Origin of the sequence: Flavobacterium sp. P21, assembly GCF_050632225.1 — a bacterium.
GTDB lineage: Bacteria > Bacteroidota > Bacteroidia > Flavobacteriales > Flavobacteriaceae > Flavobacterium.
The window spans coordinates 406244-425059 of the sequence record NZ_CP192585.1; the positions used below are offsets into that span (position 1 = coordinate 406244).

Annotated in this window: 12 protein-coding genes and 5 pseudogenes; 7 read left to right on the forward strand and 10 right to left on the reverse strand. The window is 35.5% G+C overall.

What is annotated here, in order from left to right; all coding sequences use genetic code 11:
- Positions 1-11: 11 nt before the first annotated feature.
- A complete protein-coding gene (locus ACQ9BO_RS01985) occupies positions 12-896 on the reverse strand; it encodes a polyphosphate kinase 2 family protein (RefSeq protein ID WP_431243440.1) in 885 nt (294 codons plus the stop codon).
- A 324-nt stretch (positions 897-1220) separates the two neighbouring features.
- Here ACQ9BO_RS01985 and ACQ9BO_RS01990 point away from each other — a divergent pair, with 324 nt between their 5' ends.
- From ACQ9BO_RS01990 to ACQ9BO_RS02005, 4 genes are read left to right on the forward strand one after another with little or no spacing between them, the layout of a single operon-like run.
- Positions 1221-2366, forward strand: a complete 1146-nt coding sequence (locus ACQ9BO_RS01990) for an efflux RND transporter periplasmic adaptor subunit (protein ID WP_431243441.1) — start codon at positions 1221-1223, stop codon at positions 2364-2366.
- A gap of 20 nt (positions 2367-2386) precedes the next feature.
- Complete coding sequence (locus ACQ9BO_RS01995) at positions 2387-4030, forward strand: efflux RND transporter permease subunit (protein ID WP_431243442.1); 1644 nt, start codon at positions 2387-2389, stop codon at positions 4028-4030.
- Positions 4003-5559, forward strand: a complete 1557-nt coding sequence (locus ACQ9BO_RS02000) for an efflux RND transporter permease subunit (RefSeq protein ID WP_431243443.1) — start codon at positions 4003-4005, stop codon at positions 5557-5559. Before ACQ9BO_RS01995 ends, ACQ9BO_RS02000 begins: the two co-directional genes overlap by 28 nt.
- Positions 5552-6919, forward strand: coding sequence for an efflux transporter outer membrane subunit (locus ACQ9BO_RS02005; protein ID WP_431243444.1), 1368 nt, complete (start codon positions 5552-5554; stop codon positions 6917-6919). The genes ACQ9BO_RS02000 and ACQ9BO_RS02005 overlap by 8 nt, the downstream gene beginning before the upstream one ends.
- A gap of 129 nt (positions 6920-7048) precedes the next feature.
- On the opposite strand, the pseudogene ACQ9BO_RS02010 reads toward ACQ9BO_RS02005, so the two are convergent.
- The 7 genes and pseudogenes from ACQ9BO_RS02010 to ACQ9BO_RS02040 all read right to left on the reverse strand — a co-directional run bounded on the left by ACQ9BO_RS02010 (position 7049) and on the right by ACQ9BO_RS02040 (position 14122).
- Positions 7049-7461 (reverse strand): annotated as a pseudogene (locus tag ACQ9BO_RS02010) (BrxA/BrxB family bacilliredoxin).
- Positions 7462-7661: 200 nt separating this feature from the next.
- Positions 7662-8459 (reverse strand): tetratricopeptide repeat protein, encoded by a 798-nt coding sequence (locus ACQ9BO_RS02015; protein ID WP_431243445.1) that lies wholly within the window; start codon positions 8457-8459, stop codon positions 7662-7664.
- Between the two features lie 17 nt (positions 8460-8476).
- Positions 8477-9669, reverse strand: a pseudogene (locus ACQ9BO_RS02020) (lycopene cyclase family protein).
- An 18-nt stretch (positions 9670-9687) separates the two neighbouring features.
- Positions 9688-10152, reverse strand: coding sequence for a thioredoxin family protein (locus ACQ9BO_RS02025; RefSeq protein ID WP_431243446.1), 465 nt, complete (start codon positions 10150-10152; stop codon positions 9688-9690).
- A 182-nt stretch (positions 10153-10334) separates the two neighbouring features.
- Positions 10335-12586: pseudogene (locus ACQ9BO_RS02030) on the reverse strand (TonB-dependent receptor).
- 262 nt (positions 12587-12848) lie between these two features.
- A complete protein-coding gene (locus ACQ9BO_RS02035; protein ID WP_431243447.1) occupies positions 12849-13757 on the reverse strand; it encodes an NAD(P)/FAD-dependent oxidoreductase in 909 nt (302 codons plus the stop codon).
- 11 nt (positions 13758-13768) lie between these two features.
- Positions 13769-14122, reverse strand: coding sequence for a MerC domain-containing protein (locus ACQ9BO_RS02040; RefSeq protein ID WP_431243448.1), 354 nt, complete (start codon positions 14120-14122; stop codon positions 13769-13771).
- 93 nt (positions 14123-14215) lie between these two features.
- Here ACQ9BO_RS02040 and ACQ9BO_RS02045 point away from each other — a divergent pair, with 93 nt between their 5' ends.
- The 3 genes and pseudogenes from ACQ9BO_RS02045 to ACQ9BO_RS02055 all read left to right on the forward strand — a co-directional run bounded on the left by ACQ9BO_RS02045 (position 14216) and on the right by ACQ9BO_RS02055 (position 17313).
- Entirely contained in the window at positions 14216-14608 is a 393-nt protein-coding gene (locus ACQ9BO_RS02045; protein ID WP_081909399.1) for a Fur family transcriptional regulator, read from the forward strand.
- A 75-nt stretch (positions 14609-14683) separates the two neighbouring features.
- Positions 14684-16553 (forward strand): annotated as a pseudogene (locus tag ACQ9BO_RS02050) (Nramp family divalent metal transporter).
- Between the two features lie 106 nt (positions 16554-16659).
- The gene (locus tag ACQ9BO_RS02055) at positions 16660-17313 is read left to right on the forward strand and encodes a metal-dependent transcriptional regulator (protein ID WP_431243449.1); all 654 of its coding nucleotides are present in this window, start codon (positions 16660-16662) and stop codon (positions 17311-17313) included.
- Between the two features lie 151 nt (positions 17314-17464).
- Here the strand turns inward: ACQ9BO_RS02055 and ACQ9BO_RS02060 are convergent, their stop codons facing one another.
- Together ACQ9BO_RS02060 and ACQ9BO_RS02065 are read right to left on the reverse strand one after the other, a co-directional pair.
- Positions 17465-17863, reverse strand: coding sequence for a hypothetical protein (locus ACQ9BO_RS02060; RefSeq protein ID WP_431243450.1), 399 nt, complete (start codon positions 17861-17863; stop codon positions 17465-17467).
- A 166-nt stretch (positions 17864-18029) separates the two neighbouring features.
- Positions 18030-18813: pseudogene (locus ACQ9BO_RS02065) on the reverse strand (enoyl-CoA hydratase/isomerase family protein).
- Positions 18814-18816: the final 3 nt, after the last annotated feature.

Below are 18816 nucleotides of genomic sequence, written 5' to 3' on the forward strand. Positions count from 1 at the left end.
AATGATAAGAATTAATCTTTTTCGGCTAATAAGGCTTTTTTAACCTCGTTTAGTTCTGCCAGTTTTTCTTCACTTACTTTCGGATATTCTAAATCCATTTCGTCTAGAGCGTGAATTATTGCAGATGCGATTGCAATTCGGGCATAATATTTATTATCTGCAGGAATAACGTACCAAGGTGATTTTTTTGTTGAAGTATTTTTGATCAATTCTTCATAAGCAAACATATAATCATCCCAATATCCTCTTTCTTTTGCATCGGCGGCGCTGAATTTCCAGTTTTTATCAGGATTATCAACTCTTTCTATGAATCTGTTCTTTTGTTCTTCTTTAGAAACATTCAGAAAAAATTTGATTACAATAGTTCCGTTTCTATTCAGATATTTTTCAAAATTTCGAATGTCTTCAAAACGGTTTTCCCAAATATTTTCCTTTATCAATTTTTCAGGGATTTTTTGACTTCTTAAAATTTGTTCATGCACGCGAACCACTAAAACTTCTTCATAATAAGAACGATTAAAGATTCCGATGCGTCCTCTTTCTGGCAAGTGTTTCTGGCAACGCCACAAATAATCATGATCCAATTCTTCAGAACTTGGTGCTTTAAAAGAAGAAACCTGACAGCCTTGCGGATTTATCCCAGACATTACATGCTTAATTGCGCCATCTTTTCCCGCCGCATCCATTGCTTGGAAAATAATCAGGACCGACCATTTATCTTGTGCATACAGCGTCTCTTGCATCGCGACCAATGCTTTTACACCCATTTGCAAAGTTTCTTTGATCGCCGATTTTGATTCATTTCCAAAATAAGAAGTTGGCTTACCTTTTAGCATAAAATCTTTATCATCTCCAACACAAAACTCCTCCGAAAACTTCTTTGCACGATGAAGCAATTCCTTTTTGCTTAATGCTTTTAAATTATCTGGAGTAGCATCTAAATTATCTTGCTTTTTTTATTCTTTTTTGACATAACTAGAAATATTTAAGATTTTGGATTTTGACATCAAAACATGATTCTTACAAAACATGTATTTCAACGACAATTTAAGTCTTTTTGTCGATTTTTTAACTACTGAATATCAATTAAATATAAATTTAAAAAAAAATCAAATTGAAAATAATATTTAAAAAATTAATTAAAAAAATGTTAACTTAGCTTAGGATTTATTTGGTTTTAAGTTAGTTGAGTTTTAATAGAATTTAAAAAATTTGAAAAAATGAACAAAATTTACTCCCCAGCAATTTTCTTACTTTTTTTATTGTTTTCCTGCAAAAAAGAAGCCCCACCACAGCCAAAGCCATTAGAGATTTCAGTCACCACCGTATTACAGCAGGATGTTAAAATTGAGTCTGAATACACGGGGCAAACTTTTGGTCAATCAGACATTCAAATTAATCCTCGAGTCGATGGTGTTATTGAAAGTGTGAATTTCAAAGAAGGAAGTTTTGTTACAAAAGGACAATTGTTGTACACTATTGATCCTTTGCCTTATAAAGCCAAACTTAATCAAGCCGAAGGAAATGCCGCCGAATCACAGGCAAGATTATCAAAAACCAAATCCGATCTTGACATGATTACTCCTTTGGCAAAAATGAATGCGGTCAGCCAGAGAGAATTGGTTTCAGCCAAATCAGCTTATACAGCATCCATAGCCCAAATAAAAGCATCGGATGCATCCGTTCAAAATGCAAAAATCGAATTGGGTTATTGCCGAATTGTTGCTCCAATTTCTGGCTTAATCGGAATCTCAAAAGTGAGAGTTGGCGATTATGTTCGACCAGGAGCTGTCTCGATTTTGAATACCATTTCTGATTTAGGAGATGTGAGAGTTCGTTTTACCATGAGCGAGCAGGAATTTCTTCGTTTATATCGAGAATTCAACAAACCAAATTCTGCTTTAAAAGGTTCAGGAGCATCAGTTTCTTTGAAACTATCAGACGGTTCAACTTATCCACAAACAGGAAAAGTAAGCTTTACCGATAGACAAATAGATCCAGCAACTGGTGCAATAACATTTGAAGCCGCTTTTGCAAATCCAGACAAATTGCTTCGTCCGGGCCAATATGCAAAAATTGCGCTCCTTACTGACATTCGCAAAGACGCAATCGTAATTCCGCAACGCGCTGTTATAGAAGTTCAGGGAATTTATCAGGTTTATGTTTTAGGAAACGACAATAAAGTCCAAATGCAAATTGTAAAACCCGGACCTGCTGTTCAAAATGGATATATTATCGAAGAAGGTTTAAAGCCCGGCGATAAGATAGCCATGGGAGGTACTTCGTTATTAAAAAACGGAAGCGTTATTACACCAAAAGTCGTTCAATGGCAATTGGGAGACACAGAATCTGCAGTTACTAAATAATAATCTAGATACATAGTATTATGGGAGAATTTTTCGTTCGAAGACCAATCGTTGCTATTGTAATCAGTATTATTATTGTAATACTTGGATTACTGGCATTACAAAAAACGCCTATTTCACAATATCCGGATATCAATCCTCCTGTTGTAAAAATCACTACATCTTTTACTGGAGCAAACGCGCTGAATGTTGAGCAAGCAGTTGCAACTCCAATTGAACAAAAAGTAAATGGTGTTGAAAATATGTTGTACATGAAATCCATCAATACTTCTGATGGTGCCTGTACAATTGAGGTAACTTTTGATGTGGGAACCAATTTGGATAACGCCAATATGCTTACCCAAAACAGACAAAACCAATCAGCTCCTTTTATGCCATCGAGCGTAAAACAACAAGGTGTGGTGGTAAAAAAATCGTTGTCTTTTCCAATGATGCTTTTCACAGTTACATCAACCAATCCAAAATATGATGCTAAGTTTTTGAACAACTATGCTAGTATTAACATTGTGGATCAATTAGCTCGTATCAAAGGAGTTGGAGAAGTTACACTCTTTGGAGGAAGTGATTATTCGATGAGAATTTGGCTTAAAGCCGATATGATGAGCAAACTTGGCGTCACTGTCGAAGATGTTAAAAATGCACTTAATGCTCAGAATATGATCAGTCCCGGAGGGAAATTTGGAGCAGAACCAGCGCCACCAAATACTGAATTCACTTATGGTGTAACACTTCAAGATCGTTTAGTTACCGAAAAAGAATTTGGAAACATCGTAGTTCGAAGCAAACAAGATGGAGCACAAGTTTTATTAGCTGATATTTCCCGAATTGAATTAGGAACGGAAAATTACAGTTCTACTGCACGACGAAACAGTTCGCCAAGTGCGGTTGTTGCTTTGTACCAAATGCCAGGAAGTAACGCACTTGAAGTGGCAGAAAATGCTAAAAGCGCCATGAAGTTATTATCTGAAAAATTCCCGAAAGATATTGAATATCAAGAATCTTTAGATACAACTTTGGCAATTACTGCCGGTGTTGATGATATTGTCCATACGCTTTTTGAGGCTATTATATTGGTAATTTTAGTAGTGTTCATTTTTCTTCAAAACTGGCGCGCTACCTTAATCCCGCTTATTACAGTTCCAGTTTCTCTTATTGGAACCATCGCGGTTTTTCCAATGCTAGGATTTTCCATCAATACACTTTCACTTTTAGGATTAGTACTCGCAATTGGAATTGTGGTCGATGATGCTATCGTAGTTGTTGAGGCCGTTATTCATCATATCGAGCACGGAAAAACTCCGAAAGAAGCGACAGTTCAAGCGATGCGAGAAGTATCTGGACCGGTAATCGCAATTGCTTTGATTTTATGTGCTGTATTTATTCCTGTTGCAATGACTCCAGGAATTACAGGTCGTTTTTATCAGCAATTTGCCATAACCATTGCCGTCTCGGTGGCGTTCTCGGCTTTTAGTGCCTTATCACTAAGTCCCGCTCTTTGTGCCATGTTGTTAAAACCAACTAAACCTATTGAAGAACAAACAGGCTGGCTGGCCAAGTTTTTTGCAGGATTCAACAGAATTTTCGAAAAAGTAACTGGCAAGTATATCAGCGGAGCTACGTTTTTCGCAAAAAAGCAATGCGCATCGTTCTATTACTTGCTGTAATATTAGTTGCGATTGTATTCTTAGGAAAGAAAATTCCGTTAGGATTTATTCCTGAAGAAGATCAAGGTTATGTTTTGGTAAATATTGCATTGCCTCCTGCATCGTCATTACAGCGTACAGATGAAATTTCGAAAAAAGTAGATAGTTTTCTTAAAGAAGAAGAATCGATTTTGTCTTATACGACGATAAACGGATTTAGTATGCTTACAAACTCCTATCAGCCAAACAATGCGTTTATTTTCATCTCATTAAAACCTTGGGAAGACAGAGCCGAAACGGCCAAACAATTTGTTGATAGACTAAACATAAAACTTGCAACTCAAATTACGACTGCAACCTGTTTTTCATTTGGGCCACCGGCGATTCAAGGTTTAGGTGCTTCAGCTGGTTTCAGTTTAATGCTACAAGACAGAGGTGGAAATACTCCACAATATTTAGCCGAGCAAACACAAGCATTTATCGAGGCGACTCAGCAACGTCCTGAAATTAAACGAATTTATACCACTTTTAATGCTGGTACGCCACAAGTAAAATTGGATATTGACAATGATAAAGCCATGAAATTAGGTATTCCTGTTTCTAAAGTTACAGAAGCTTTAGGAGCCTTTTTAGGAGGAAGCTATGTAAATGACTTCAACCGTTTTGGTCGTCAATACAAAGTCTATCTGCAAGGTGAAGCCGCTGATCGTGTAAGACCAGAAGATTTAAATCTGATTTATGTAAAAAATAATTCCGGCGACATGTTACCTGTTTCAACATTGGTTACCGCAACAAAAGTTACAGGTCCTGATTTTACCAATCGTTTAAATTTATTCCGATCTGCAGAGATTGGAGGAAGTCCGAATGATGGTTATAGTAGTGCACAAGCCTTGACTGCACTCGAAGAAGTTGCTAAACAGACTTTGCCTGCTGATATGAGTTTTGATTACATCAACTTATCGTATCAGGAAAAACATTCGCCCGGAGGAAGTTCCGTTTTCATCATGGCATTGGTGTTTGTATTCTTGATTCTTGCCGCGCAATATGAAAGCTGGAAACTGCCTTTCAGCGTTTTGCTTGGAGCTCCTTTTGCTGTTTTTGGTGCCTTTTTAGGATTAATGCTCGCAAGATTTGGAAGCGATGCTTATGTAAATAACGTTTTTGCCCAGATTGGACTCGTATTGTTAATTGGATTGGTTGCCAAAAATGCCATTTTGATTGTCGAATTTGCCAAAGAAGAATATGAAAAAGGGAAACCGCTTTATGAATCGGCTATGGTTGTCGCAAAACTTCGTTTCCGACCAATTTTGATGACGGCATTTGCATTCATTCTTGGGGTTGTTCCTTTATTGACCGCTACTGGTGCAGGTTCTCAAGCGCGTATCGTAATGGGAATGGCGGTGTTCAGTGGTATGTTAATCGCAACAGTATTAGGTGTATTAATTGTGCCTGGTCTATTTGTAATGATTGAAAACATCGGAAAAAAGAAAGATGAAGCAATCGTATCTGAAGGAAATAATGTGGAATCAAATACTGCAGATCATGATTAAGAGATATAAAATAGTCGTCGTTATATTTATCCTCATCCTATTTCCTTTGGGTTGTATGGTTGGTCCAAAATATAGCAAACCAGAACAGCAAAAATCTGATTCATATAAAAACGAAAGAAACTTAGATAGTCTGGCGAACGTTACCAATTTAAAATGGTTTGATCTGTTTAATGATGATGTTTTGAAAGATCTGATCAAAAAAGGATTGGAAAACAATTACGATTTAAAAATTGCCGTTTCCAGAATCGATCAGCTTCGTGCACAATTAGGATATGCCAAAGCCGATTTGTTTCCAACATTTCAATATGGAGCCACCATAAACAGCAACGAGAAAAACTTCACTCCTTCAAACGCAGGAGCAAGTATGTCTTGGGAACTTGATTTTTGGGGAAAATACCGTCATGAGAATAACGCTGTACAAGCCGAACTCTTAGCCACTGAAGAAGCTCGAAAAGTGGTGCTTTCGGATATTGTCAGCAATATTGCTTATGCATACTTCCAAATGCGAAACCTAGACGAACAGCTGGAAATTACTAAATCGACACTTGAAACAAGAGAGAAATACTATGAAATCATAAACCAAAGATTTCAAAATGGTTATATCTCTGAAGTGGATAAAGTACAAATTGAGCAACAAGTAGCGATTGCCGAAGTCGCGATTCCAAACATTCAGCGACAAATTACTTATCAAGAAAATACAATTGCGCCGCTTACAGGTCAGCTTCCAACTGAAATTCCAAGAGGAAAAAGCAATACCGAATTGCAGATTGTGAGTGAAATTCCACTTTCCCTTCCATCGGCTTTGTTAGAAAACAGACCAGATGTAAAAGTCGCCGAATTAAGATACAAAGCGACAAATGAAAGAATTGGAGTGGCTCAAGCAATGCGTTTTCCATCATTGAATTTGGCGACAATAGCGGGATTTGCAAGTGCCGATTTAAGCAACTTATTCCTCGGAAGTTCCTATTCGCAAAATGCATCAGCAGGAATTGCAGGTCCAATATTTGCCTTCGGAAAAAACAAAAGAAGAGTTGAAATCAACAGGCAACAAGCAGAACAATTCAAATTCATTTATCAAAAAACGTACATCGGCGCCGTTTCTGAAGTAGAACAATCCATTCAAAACATTAGAACGTATAAAGAAGAATGGAAAGCCCGCGACAGACAAGTTAAAGCGACCTTGATAAACTTTAATCTCTCTCGCGAAAGATACGACAGCGGTTATGTTTCGTACTTAGAAGTCTTAGATGTAGAAACGAACTTGTTTAATGCCCAATTAAGCCTTGCCCAATTATCCGAAAGACAATTAAGCTCAATGGTTGAATTGTATAAAGCACTTGGCGGGGGATGGAATCTCTGATTTTAAGTGACAGAGAGACAAAGAAACAAAGTTTTCTTAGCATATTTTAAAAAAACAAAAAGCACTATTTTCATAGTGCTTTTTTTAATCTTTGTCTCTCTGTAACTTTGTCACTTTGAACCTAAAGAATTAACAAAACTCGTTAAACGCATCTTGCAAATTCTCAGCGATCATTTCAGCTGGACGTCCTTCGATGTGGTGACGCTCTAACATGTGAACCAATTCTCCGTTTTTGAACAAAGCCATAGATGGCGATGATGGAGGAAAAGGAAACATATGTTGTCTAGCGAGCATCAACAGCTTCTTTGTCAACACCAGCGAAAACTGTAATAAGGTGATCTGGTTTTTTAGCGCCTTCTAAACTCATTTTTGCTCCCGGACGTGCATTTCTAGCAAGCACAACCGCAAACAGAGTTAACAACAACTAAAGTGGTACCTTCAGCTTTGATAGCATTCTCAACAGCTTCAGCACTATGTAAATCTTGAAAACCTGCAGAAGTCAATTCAGCTTCCATTGGTCTTACCATGTCTAGTGGATACATATTCTTGTTTTTTAAAATTAACTTTTGAGTTGCAAAGTTACAAAGTTTACTCGCAACTCCTTAATTTCAAGTATAAAGTTTTGTTATAGTTCGATCGATTTAGTCTAAAGTTGGAAAGTCATAAAGACGAAAGTCAAAACAAATCTTAAAAAAGCTACCTTTTATGACTTGAAATTCAACAAAAAATCTATTTCTCAACATTATTTACCAAACTTCATTTGATACGGATATGTCTCATAAAAAGCATTGTCCTCATTAATAGAAAAACCCTTTGCGGCATCCTCTCTTGCAATTTTTATTAAAGCCATTACTTCCTCTTTAGTCTTCCCTTGTTTTAGCCAACACACTGCCTTATAAAACTTTGCATCTGAAAATTCAGGATAGATTTTTAAAGCTTTATCAAAAATAGCAATTGCTTCATCCCATTTTTTAAGCTCATATTTAGCAATTCCCTGATAAAAATAAGCCGTTGGATGTTCTAATTGTTGTCTGTTTTTATAAATATCAGCGACATAATCATCCAAAAGCTTTTCTGCTTTTTCATATTGATTAAGTTGCAAATAACAAAGTGCGATATAAAAACTATAGGTATGATCCATTCTGTAATTATTACCGTAAAGTCTGATAGATTCGTCCAAGTCGACGATGGCTTCCTTATAGTTTTTAGAAAATATACATTTCATAAAACCACGATACGGCAACCATTCTTTTTTGTCATATAGCACCGCTTTATCTAAATAAGGCATTCCAATTTCGTACTTTTTACATTTAAAATACGGCATCGCTTTCTGTTGCCACAAATAAGCAACCGTACTGTCTTTTTTCAAACCTTGGTCTAAACAATCTTGCCATTCGGTCATTTCAATAATATAATTATGATGTTCAGCACAATTCGTCAAATATGTAGCGATAATCGCGTCTTGTGCCTTATTAGTAGAAACTTGCCCAAATGACAAAAAAGTAAAAAGGAAACTAAATCCAAGAATAGTGTTTTTCAAAATTGTGATTTTTATGTTTATTTATTTCGAAAGAAAATCACCCTAAATAACGATTTTATAAACGGAATTTTAGGACATTTCAAGATTACTTTAAAATCTTCAATTAAAGAAGTTTCTTCATCCAAAAATTTAAAAATCAAAGCTGGATTTCCTTTTTTGAATAAGGAAGAAAAAATAGAGCATCCCAATTCGTTATTTCGATAAAGAATATCTAAAAGCAGTGAATCATAAAACCAAAATCTATTCTTCTTATAAAACGTTGTCATGCTGAGCGGTCCTGAAGCCTCGGGAGAAGCACTTTTATCAATAATAAATTCAACCAATTGCGAAGATTTTTTATCTGAGCTTTTAAAAGTATAACCCGTACTGGCTTTTGTCCATCCGCCGGCAGTTCCAATATTTAAAACCCGTTTAGTATTTTTTTCCAGAATGGATAACACGTCATTGGAATACTTCCCTGCTCTTTTTCAAGAATTTGATATTGGCTTACGCCGAGTTTTTTCAAATAGATTAGAATTTCATCTTCGTATTCTTCTTTTGAGAGAAGTTTTTCAGAAAAGAGCGTATATTCAACCAAAGCTTCAGCTTTTGAAGTCGGCAAAACATACATAAATCGTGTATTCCCCTTCTGTTCAACCGAAAAATCCATGAAAGTTGCTTTTTCAGGATTGAAAACTTCTTTTTCTGTCTTTACAAACCAACCCAAAAAGTGCTGTTGCAAAACCGGATATTTCGTTTGACTTTCGGCGAAAGCCTTTGTATAAATGCTGTTGAATAAATAATTGGAGGTGTATCTATTTTCTTCAGTTCCAACAAAAACATGTGTTTCGAGTTCATTGATATCAGTTACTTTTTCATGTAGAAAAGTAATATTCGGCTGATTTGAAATCGTCTCAAAAACGAAATCATAAAAATCTAAACCATTGATTTTATTGTATGAATACGGTTTAAGATCTAAATCACGTTTGAAATTTTCATTGGCAAACAGAGCCGAATTCCATTTTTTAGAGATAATCGAATTCCAAATCGATTCTTCTTTCTCCCAAAAACACCATGTTCTATCATTTGTTTTCTTTGAATCTTTATCGAGTAGTAAAATGGTTTTATCTGAGAATTTGTCAGATAAAGCCATTTTATAAGCAGTCATCAAAGAGGCCAATCCGGCGCCAGTAAAAATGTAATCGAAATGTTTGATTTGCGAAGAATTCATTCTCAAAAATAAGGAATTTTATTCTTTCAATTTTTCTAAAAGAATTTTAAAATCCTTCGGAGCCAAATAATTTGAATACTGAAAGACAATTTCGTTATTCTCATTCAAAACACATAAAACCGGATAAACAATCTGATTATTGATTGTTCCGAGTTGTAAAGCCAATTCATGAACACCAACATTATTTCCCGAAGGCTGAAATTTAAAAACGTGATTATTAAAAGTTATATCTCGTTTTTCCTCGGCATTAAAATCAATGAAATAGAAATCTGAATTCAGTTTTTCAATAATTTCCTGATTTTTAAATGTGGTTGCTTTCATTCTTTGGCAAAACTGACACCAATCGGTATGAATGAAGACGATGATTTTTCGTTTTTGAATTTGCTGTAAACTATCAATTTCTTCAAAAGAATTACTTTTCAGCTGACAAAAACCTGTCGCTGAAATTCCGAAGAAGAAGATTAATAGAAATAGCTTTTTCATTTTGTTTTTTGTTTTTTGCCACAGATTTCACAGATTAAATGGATTTTTTCTGGTTGTCACCCTGAGCGGAGTCGAAGGGCTCGCCAATTGGAAACGGGCTTCGACTACGCTCAGCCTGACAAATGCAAATCAAAATCCAAAAAAAAATCCATTTAATCTGTGAAATCTGTGGCTATAAAAAATCACCTCAAAGTATATCGCAATCCCAAAAACCCGCGAATCGTTTGATTTTGCCCATAAACATAAGTCGTATCAAAAGTCAAACCGTAAGGATTATCAGGCGTTACCAAAACTTTTCCGGCCGAATCATATTGCACATTTTTATCAAAAGGATCGTTTGTTCTCGAAATCAAAAACGGATTGTTTTGCATTGGCGTAAAATTCAGCAAATTTTTGATTCCGCCATAAAGCTCAAAATTCTTCCAGCCCGTAAAGGTAAACTGAATATTCTGAATGCTGTACCATGGTGAATTCGGACTTCTTGGATCTGTTTCGCTCAGCAAAGGCAATTTCATCGGACTGTAAACATTTCCGGTATAATCCAACAATAAATTTAAAGCTTTTATTCTATAAGAGACGCTCCAAGTTGCTGTGAAATTCTCCGTTAAAAAAGGTCTTTCCGAAATTCCATTCTGAACATTTTTATTATCCAAAACCGTTGCTCCGACAATAAACTTTAAACCCGATGGAAAATTAAGATCAACATTCGTACTAATTCCCTGACTCAATGCATATCCGTCGATATTATCGTAAATAATCTTGTTTGGGTCACTTTCATAGTCAGAAATGATTTTATTGCTAAAACGGGTATAAAAAGCCGTTGTTTCGATGCCCATAAAAGTTCCATTACCAAAGTTGATTTTCTGAATGTAATTTAAATTCACATTTACCGATTTCTCGGGTTTCAAATCGTTTGCAATTACAACATCTCTGGAACCCGTCAACGCGGCGTGATCTTCGGTAAATAAATTCACGACGCGAAATCCAGTTCCGGCATTCAAACGGAAAATCGTGTTTTCATTCGCTTTAAATCGATACGCAAATCTTGGCGTAAAAATAGAACCGTGAATCGAATTATAATCATAACGCATTCCGAGCAAAACCTGGCTTTTTGGAGAAAAGGTTATTTCGTCCTGAACAAAAACCCCAGGAAGCCAAGTGTTTTCAGCTTCTTTTGTTGCTGGCGTGTTATCGTCATAATACGTATATCGGCTGGCGATTCCGGCTAATAAATCATTTCGGCCAATTTTTTTATCCCAAGTCAATTGTAGAAAACCAATTTTCTGATTCGCGATATACGAAGTCGTTCCGTAGCGACTGTCTTGATAATGCACATTTCCAGAAAACGAAAGCATCAGTTTTTCTTCAAATGGCAATTGATAACTTCCAATTAATTCGGCTCTTTTGGTATAAATGCTTTCACCGTAAATTTCATCGCCTCCACGGAATTTCTTTTCCCAACGTACATCTCCGCCCCAGCGATCTTCATACATTCCACGCACCGCAATCGTAAAAAGGCGATTATTATTTCGCAAAAAACTCCATTTATTAAAAACCGAAATTCGGTCAGACAGCGTAACATCAGTAAAATTATCTTTGTCTTTATCAATAACCTGATTGTAATTGAAATAATTAATCCCAAGAAGAGAAGTTGCTTTTCTTCCAATATTGAATTTTACTCCCAAATCAAGATTATTTTCTAAATACGTTGTCGTAAAATAATCTGCAGAAAAAGTCGGCGCATTTGTTGCATTCTTAGTAATAATGTTGATCAAACCTCCAACCGCTTCACTTCCGTAAAGCGACGAAGCAGGACCTTTTACGATTTCAATTCTTTCCACCAAAGAATTCGGAATTCCAGATAAACCATAAACCGTCGAAAGACTGCTCACAATTGGCATTCCGTCAATCAAAACCAAAGTATAAGGCCCTTCCAATCCGTTTATATGAATGTCGCCTGTATTGCAGACACCGCAATTCAGCTGTGGCCGAACGCCATTTATATTTTGAAGCGCATCGTAAATACTTGGCGTTGGATTTTTTTGAAGAAAACCGGCGAATAAACCTCAACGGGAACGGCACTTTCCAAACGTTTTACTGGTTTTAAAGTTCCTGAAACTACAACTTCATTCAATTCATTTTGGTCTTCCGTTAATTCAAAATCAAGAATTAAGTTTTGATTTTCTAAAACCGAGATTTTCTGGGTTATTGATTTAAATCCAGTCGATGTCACGTGTATTTTATAATTTCCTTTCGGAACATTTTCTAATTTATAAAAACCTAAAGAATCAGTTTGAGTTTTAAAGTTTGTATTTAATAAACTGATCTTAATTTCCTGTTGTGCAGGAATTACACCGTCAATTTTTCCTGAGATATTTTGCGAATAAAGGCGTGTAGCAGAAATTATTAATATTGTCAAAAATAAATATTTCATTCTTATAAAATTAAATTTAGACAAAACTAAAAATTAAATTTGACAAATAGTTGTTCTGAAATATGTTTTTTAAAACATTTCAATTTCAATACGTTAAAATTATTATTAAACACATAGAAACATAGATTTTATTCCTTTAACAAAAGAGAAAAGAAAAAGCTAGCTTTCACACATAGCTATGTGTATTGATGGAAGTGAAACGCCTTTTCAACAGCTTTAAAAGCTATGTTTCTATGTGTTTAAATTTTTACTACCAAAAAAATCAAGCAAAATCTTCATCAATAAGGTCTTTATTTATAACCGCTCCAGCGAAAGAACCAGTAGAAACCGCAATCGCCACAGATCGCATTTGAGTCGTACAATCTCCGCTTGCATAAATTCCTGGAACATTTGTTTTTTGCATGGCATCAACTTTTACTAAACCTTGTTGGTTTATATCGCAACCTAAATCTGCTGATAATGAGCAATGTTGCTCGAACGGAGGTTTTGAATAAATCGCTTTTACTTCAACTTTTTCCTGATTTCTGAAAACGATATTCGAAACATATCCGTCATTGTGTTCAAACGAATCTATTTCATCCTCAAAAATTGAAATACCTTTTTTCTTTAGAATTTGAGCTTGTTCCAAAGTCAATTCCGATTTTCCATTAGTACATAATCTCAAATCTTTTGTCCAGTTTGAAATTAATTTTGCGTATTCAAAAGCCATTTCGCCATTTGCAATAATCGCTGTCTTTTGATTTTTCACTTCGTAACCATGGCAATACGGACAATGCAAAACCGAAATTCCCCAGCAATCCGCAAAACCTTTTATTTGGGGAAACAAATCTTTGACACCACTTGCGAACAAGATTTTTCTGGAATTGAAAACTTCGCCAGATTCAGTTGAAACTTCGAACCCATTTTCTTTTTTGATTGCTTTTATAGCGAGTCCATTATAAAAATGAACGGTTTTATAAAGCTCAACTTGTAATTTGGCTTTCGCCGAAATAACAGCAGGCTTTTCACCATCTTGTGTTATGAAATTATGCGAATGCGGTGTTTGTCTGTTGCAAGGCAAACCGCTGTCGATCACCACAACCTGACGAAGGGAACGCCCTAAACTCATAGAAGCTGAAAGTCCACTATAGCTTCCGCCAATGATAATTACATCAAAATCTTTCTGTTTCATAATGGCAATTTTTAATGATTTTGTTTTTTATGCAAATAGTAATTCAACAAATGCCCAATGATCATTCCGATTCCTCCAAAGTAAATTAGATCGAGATGAATTTCAAAAACTATTTCACTCAAAATACTGATCCAAATTAAACTCATAGAAACAACCAAAATTGTCGACACTAAAAGCGACGATTTTTTCATAATTTTGATTATTGCAAATAAACCGAAAGAAGCAAAAATCAAATCGATTATTGGGTTATGAATTAGTCCCAAAGGAAGGATGGTCAGAATAGGAAAAATCAAACAATGAACGAGGCAAAATGTCGCGCTTGAAATTCCTAAAATATCATAAAAAGATGTTGTTGTTTTCTTCATATTTTGTAGATTTGCTTAATGCAATTTAGTTGCAAATATATTACAATTTTATTAATTGCAACATTGTTGCGATTAAATTTTATAATTAAAAAAATGAAAACTACACGTAACACTACAGCAAAGACGGCCGTTTTAGAGGTTTTTGAAAAATCTAGAACCGCACTATCGCACACCGAAATTCAAAAACAATTGAACGATGTTTGCGATCGCGTCACTATTTATAGAATACTAGACCGTTTAGTAAACGACGATATTGTGCATAAAATTTCAAACCTTGACGGAACAGTAAAATATGCAAAATGCAATCATTCCAACCAGCGTGTTCACATCCATAATCATGCTCATTTTAGCTGTGAAAACTGTCATGAAATTACGTGTCTCGAAAATGTAAAACCGAGTTATATTATGCCTCATAATTACAAAGTGAAAGAGATCAATTTTACATTATCAGGTTTATGCCCAAATTGTTTAAATTCTAACATCTAAGTTTTAGACTCGCCTAAAAATATTGTTCAACGAATATAATTTATACCTATATTTGTTAAAACAACATTTTTTAAAATGACCAAATCTTTAGAAGAAGTAAACCAATCGGTTGCTACAGAGCATAAAAAAACAGGTTTCAGGAAAATATTAGCATTTTTAGGTCCGGCCTATTTAGTAAGCGTCGGTTATATGGATCCTGGTAACTGGGCAACAGATATCGCTGGCGGAAGTCAGTTTGGCTATACTTTAGTCTGGGTTTTATTAATGAGTAATTTGATGGCTTTGCTTTTGCAAAGTTTAAGCGCACGCCTCGGAATTGTCACACAACGCGACCTCGCACAAGCTTCTCGCGAAACCTATTCAAAATACATCAACTACATTTTATACTTTTTAGCAGAAATTGCCATTGCGGCCTGTGATTTAGCAGAAGTACTTGGAATGGCTATTGGAATTAATCTTTTATTCGGAATTCCATTGCTTGAAGGCGTTTTGATCACAGTTTTAGATACTTTTATTTTATTATTCCTAATCAATAAAGGAATTCGAAAAATGGAAGCCTTCATTATTGCTTTGGTCGCTATAATTGGGTTTTCTTTCATTTTTGAGATGATTTTTGCCGAACCCGAAATTCACAAAATCATCGGCGGACTTGTTCCTTCTATTCCAAACTCTGCCGCTTTATACATTGCCATCGGAATTATAGGTGCGACGGTAATGCCTCATAATCTTTATCTGCATTCCTCTTTAGTGCAAACCAGAAAATTCGACAGAACGCCAGCCGGAATCAAACAGGCTTTAAAATACAATTTGATCGATTCTACAATCGCACTTAATCTGGCTTTCTTTGTAAATGCGACCATTTTAATCCTTGCTGCAGACAACTTTCCATAAAAACGGAATGTTTGAAGTTGCTGAAATTCAGGATGCTCATCAATTTCTCGAACCTTTGTTGGGAACCAAATGGGCACCAATATTATTTGCCGTTGCTTTAATCGCCGCAGGACAAAGTTCAACAGTAACAGGAACACTTGCGGGACAAATTGTAATGGAAGGATATTTGCATTTACGCATTCAGCCTTGGGTTCGTAGAATTATAACGCGTCTGATTGCAATTGTTCCGGCATTAATAGTAATTTATATTTATGGCGAAAGTGTAACAGGTAAATTATTGATTTTAAGCCAAGTTATTCTGAGTCTTCAATTGGGATTTGCTATTATTCCGCTTATTCATTTCGTAAGTGACAAATCTAAAATGAATGGTTTTCATATTTCTAAAACCACTCAGATTATTTCTTGGATCATTGCTTCAATCATTGTTTCATTAAATGCAAAATTAGTTTATGACGAAATTACTTCGTGGCTTGAAAGCTCGAATAACCCAACTGTGCTTTGGTTTACTGTGGTTCCTCTTGCTTTTGCATTTGCCGGATTATTGCTTTATATAGTTTTCAAGCCTTTTATTGCAAAAGCCAAGTCTAAAGCCATAAATCATTCACCACATCATCTAAAACTTAAATTCACACCAAGAGAAAGCCAGAGTATCAAAAACATAGCGGTTTCTGTCGATTTCTCAAAAGCTGATGAAGCCGCTTTAAACAAAGCCTTTGAATTGGGTGGCATTGACACTGAATATACACTCATTCACATTGTAGAAACCGTCGGTGCATTAATGTACGGAGTTCACGTTCACGATCATGAAACCACAATTGACGAGAAATTATTGCTGAAATATAAAGAAATGCTTTCCGAAAAAGGCTTCAAAATTAAAACAGAACTCGGTTTTGGAAAACCAAACAAAGTAATTCCAAAAATCATTAATGAAGGCAATTTTGACATTCTGGTAATGGGAACCCACGGCCACACTGGACTAAAAGATATCCTTTTCGGCACAACGGTAGACAAATTGAGACATAAAATTTCAATACCTTTGTTGATTGTTAAATAAAAAGATGCTGAGGTACTGAGTTGCTAAGGTTCTAAGGTTTCTCTCGAAAACTTTAAAACAAAACCTTAGAACCTCAGCCCCTTAGAACCTTAGAACCTCAAAAGAAATGACTTTTTCAGAAGAAAACTACCTTAAATCGATCTATCACCTAACTGCCGCTTTGGAAACTGAAGTCAGCACAAATGCTATTGCTGAAATCATGGAAACCAAGGCTTCCTCGGTTACAGATATGCTTAAAAAACTGGCAGAGAAAGATTTAGTAAATTATAAAAAATATCAAGGTGTTTCTTTGACTGAAAACGGAAAACTCGTCGCCAAAATGATTGTGAGAAAACATCGCCTTTGGGAAGTGTTTTTAGTTGAAAAACTGAATTTCAGCTGGGATGAGGTTCATGATATCGCTGAACAATTGGAGCATATCAAATCAGAGCAATTGATTAACCGTTTGGATGATTTTCTAGGAAATCCGACTGAAGATCCACATGGCGATCCGATTCCGGATGCTAACGGCCGAATAATTAAAATTGAAAAACAATTGCTTTCTGAATTATCTGAAAATCAGACCGGAGTTTGCGTAGGTGTAAAAGATACTTCTTCGGAATTTTTGAAATATCTCGATAAACAAGGAATTGCTTTGGGTTCTAAAATTGAGTTTATTTCTAAAGAATCTTTTGATTTATCTGTGAAAATTAAGGTAAATGAAAGGGAATTGTCTATTTCGAATAAAATTGCCTCTAATTTGTTTGTGAAGCTGGTTTAGAGGTTATTTCGCAGAGATTCGCGAAGAATTTCGCAAAGGTTCACAAAGATTTATTCATTTGTCAGGCTGAGCGAAGTCGAATGCCCCGTTTGCTACATCACTTTGCGAGGCCTCGACTTCGCTCAGCCTGACAAACCCGAGAAAAAATTATCTAAACAATTCCTTTCTCAATCATTTCTAACATTACTGGCGATGCATTTTTAAATGTCGGATCTTGTTCGATAATGCTTCCAGCATTCTTTTTGTTTACTTTGAAAGTAACGTCGTTATCTGTAGTAAATAAAAGCGCCGTTAGAAACGGTTTTTTGATATAAGTCCCCAAAATCAACAAAGCTTCATCTAAAGTATGAATGCTTTCAATTTCTTCTGTTTTATATCTGGTCGTAAGGGAAATAGAGAATGTATTATCTTCATTCAGAACTAGTCTGAAATAGATGTTTTTGATTTCGGTGTCGCCCATAGTTTTGGCCAAAGTCAGTTTTGCGAAAGTTCCAGATTGGATGCTTTCTTTAACTCGTTCACAAAAAAGGGCAAATATTGGTTCGTACATTTTTTTTAAAGTGCTAAGGTTCTGAGATGCTGAGGTTCTAAGTTTTTAACCTCTTCTAAATATTATACCACAAAGTTGCACAAAGATTTCGCAAAGTTACGCAAAGCTTTAGATAAAAATTCTTTGTGAATCTCTGTGTTATCTCCGTGTAACTTTGTGGAACAACTTATTTCCCTGTAAATTCAGCTTTACGTTTTTCTAAGAATGCTGTTGTTCCTTCTTTAAAGTCTTGCGTTCCGAAACATTCTCCAAATGATTTTATTTCGGTATCGAATCCATTTTTGCCGTCTTTGAAGTTCGCATTTATGGCTTTTATGGCTTTTCCAATTGCAAACGGAGCATTTTTAATGATTTTTTGAGCGATTACATTTGTAAACGACAATAGTTCTTCTTGAGGCACAACATGATTTACTAAACCATAATCTTTTGCTTGTTCAGCAGTAATCATCGCGGCGGTCATAATCATTTCCATCGCACGACCTTTTCCAACTAATTGTGGCAAGCGCTGTGTCCCTCCGTAACCAGGAATTAATCCTAAAGTAACTTCTGGAAGACCCATTTTAGCATTGTCAGAAGCAATTCTGAAATGACATGCCATTGCCAATTCTAATCCACCACCTAATGCAAATCCGTTAACAGCGAGCAATAACAGGTTTTTTAAGCCCTTCAATAAAATCAAAAAGTGATTCTTGTCCTTCAGCGACTAATTGTGCGCCTTCAACAACAGTATAGTTGGCAAATTCTGAAATATCAGCTCCTGCAACAAATGCTTTTTCGCCACTTCCTGTCAAAATTATAACACGAACATCATCATTTTTGCTTAACAATTTAATTGCATCGCTCAAGTCACTAATTGTTTCCTTGTTTAAAGCATTTAATTTTGCTGGTCTATTAATCGTAATTGTTGCAATTCTCTCCTCTATTGCAATTAAGATATTTTCGTAGTTCATGAC

What these genes read in the sequence shown, in the direction of transcription:
- ACQ9BO_RS01990 (WP_431243441.1), top strand. Translation starts at nt 1,221, where the DNA reads ATGAACAAAATTTACTCCCCAGCAATTTTCTTACTTTTTTTATTGTTT.
- ACQ9BO_RS01995 (WP_431243442.1), top strand. Translation starts at nt 2,387, where the DNA reads ATGGGAGAATTTTTCGTTCGAAGACCAATCGTTGCTATTGTAATCAGT.
- ACQ9BO_RS02000 (WP_431243443.1), top strand. Translation starts at nt 4,003, where the DNA reads ATGCGCATCGTTCTATTACTTGCTGTAATATTAGTTGCGATTGTATTC.
- ACQ9BO_RS02005 (WP_431243444.1), top strand. Translation starts at nt 5,552, where the DNA reads ATGATTAAGAGATATAAAATAGTCGTCGTTATATTTATCCTCATCCTA.
- ACQ9BO_RS02025 (WP_431243446.1), bottom strand. Translation starts at nt 10,152, where the DNA reads ATGAAAAAGCTATTTCTATTAATCTTCTTCTTCGGAATTTCAGCGACA.
- ACQ9BO_RS02035 (WP_431243447.1), bottom strand. Translation starts at nt 13,757, where the DNA reads ATGAAACAGAAAGATTTTGATGTAATTATCATTGGCGGAAGCTATAGT.
- ACQ9BO_RS02040 (WP_431243448.1), bottom strand. Translation starts at nt 14,122, where the DNA reads ATGAAGAAAACAACAACATCTTTTTATGATATTTTAGGAATTTCAAGC.
- ACQ9BO_RS02045 (WP_081909399.1), top strand. Translation starts at nt 14,216, where the DNA reads ATGAAAACTACACGTAACACTACAGCAAAGACGGCCGTTTTAGAGGTT.
- ACQ9BO_RS02055 (WP_431243449.1), top strand. Translation starts at nt 16,660, where the DNA reads ATGACTTTTTCAGAAGAAAACTACCTTAAATCGATCTATCACCTAACT.
- ACQ9BO_RS02060 (WP_431243450.1), bottom strand. Translation starts at nt 17,863, where the DNA reads ATGTACGAACCAATATTTGCCCTTTTTTGTGAACGAGTTAAAGAAAGC.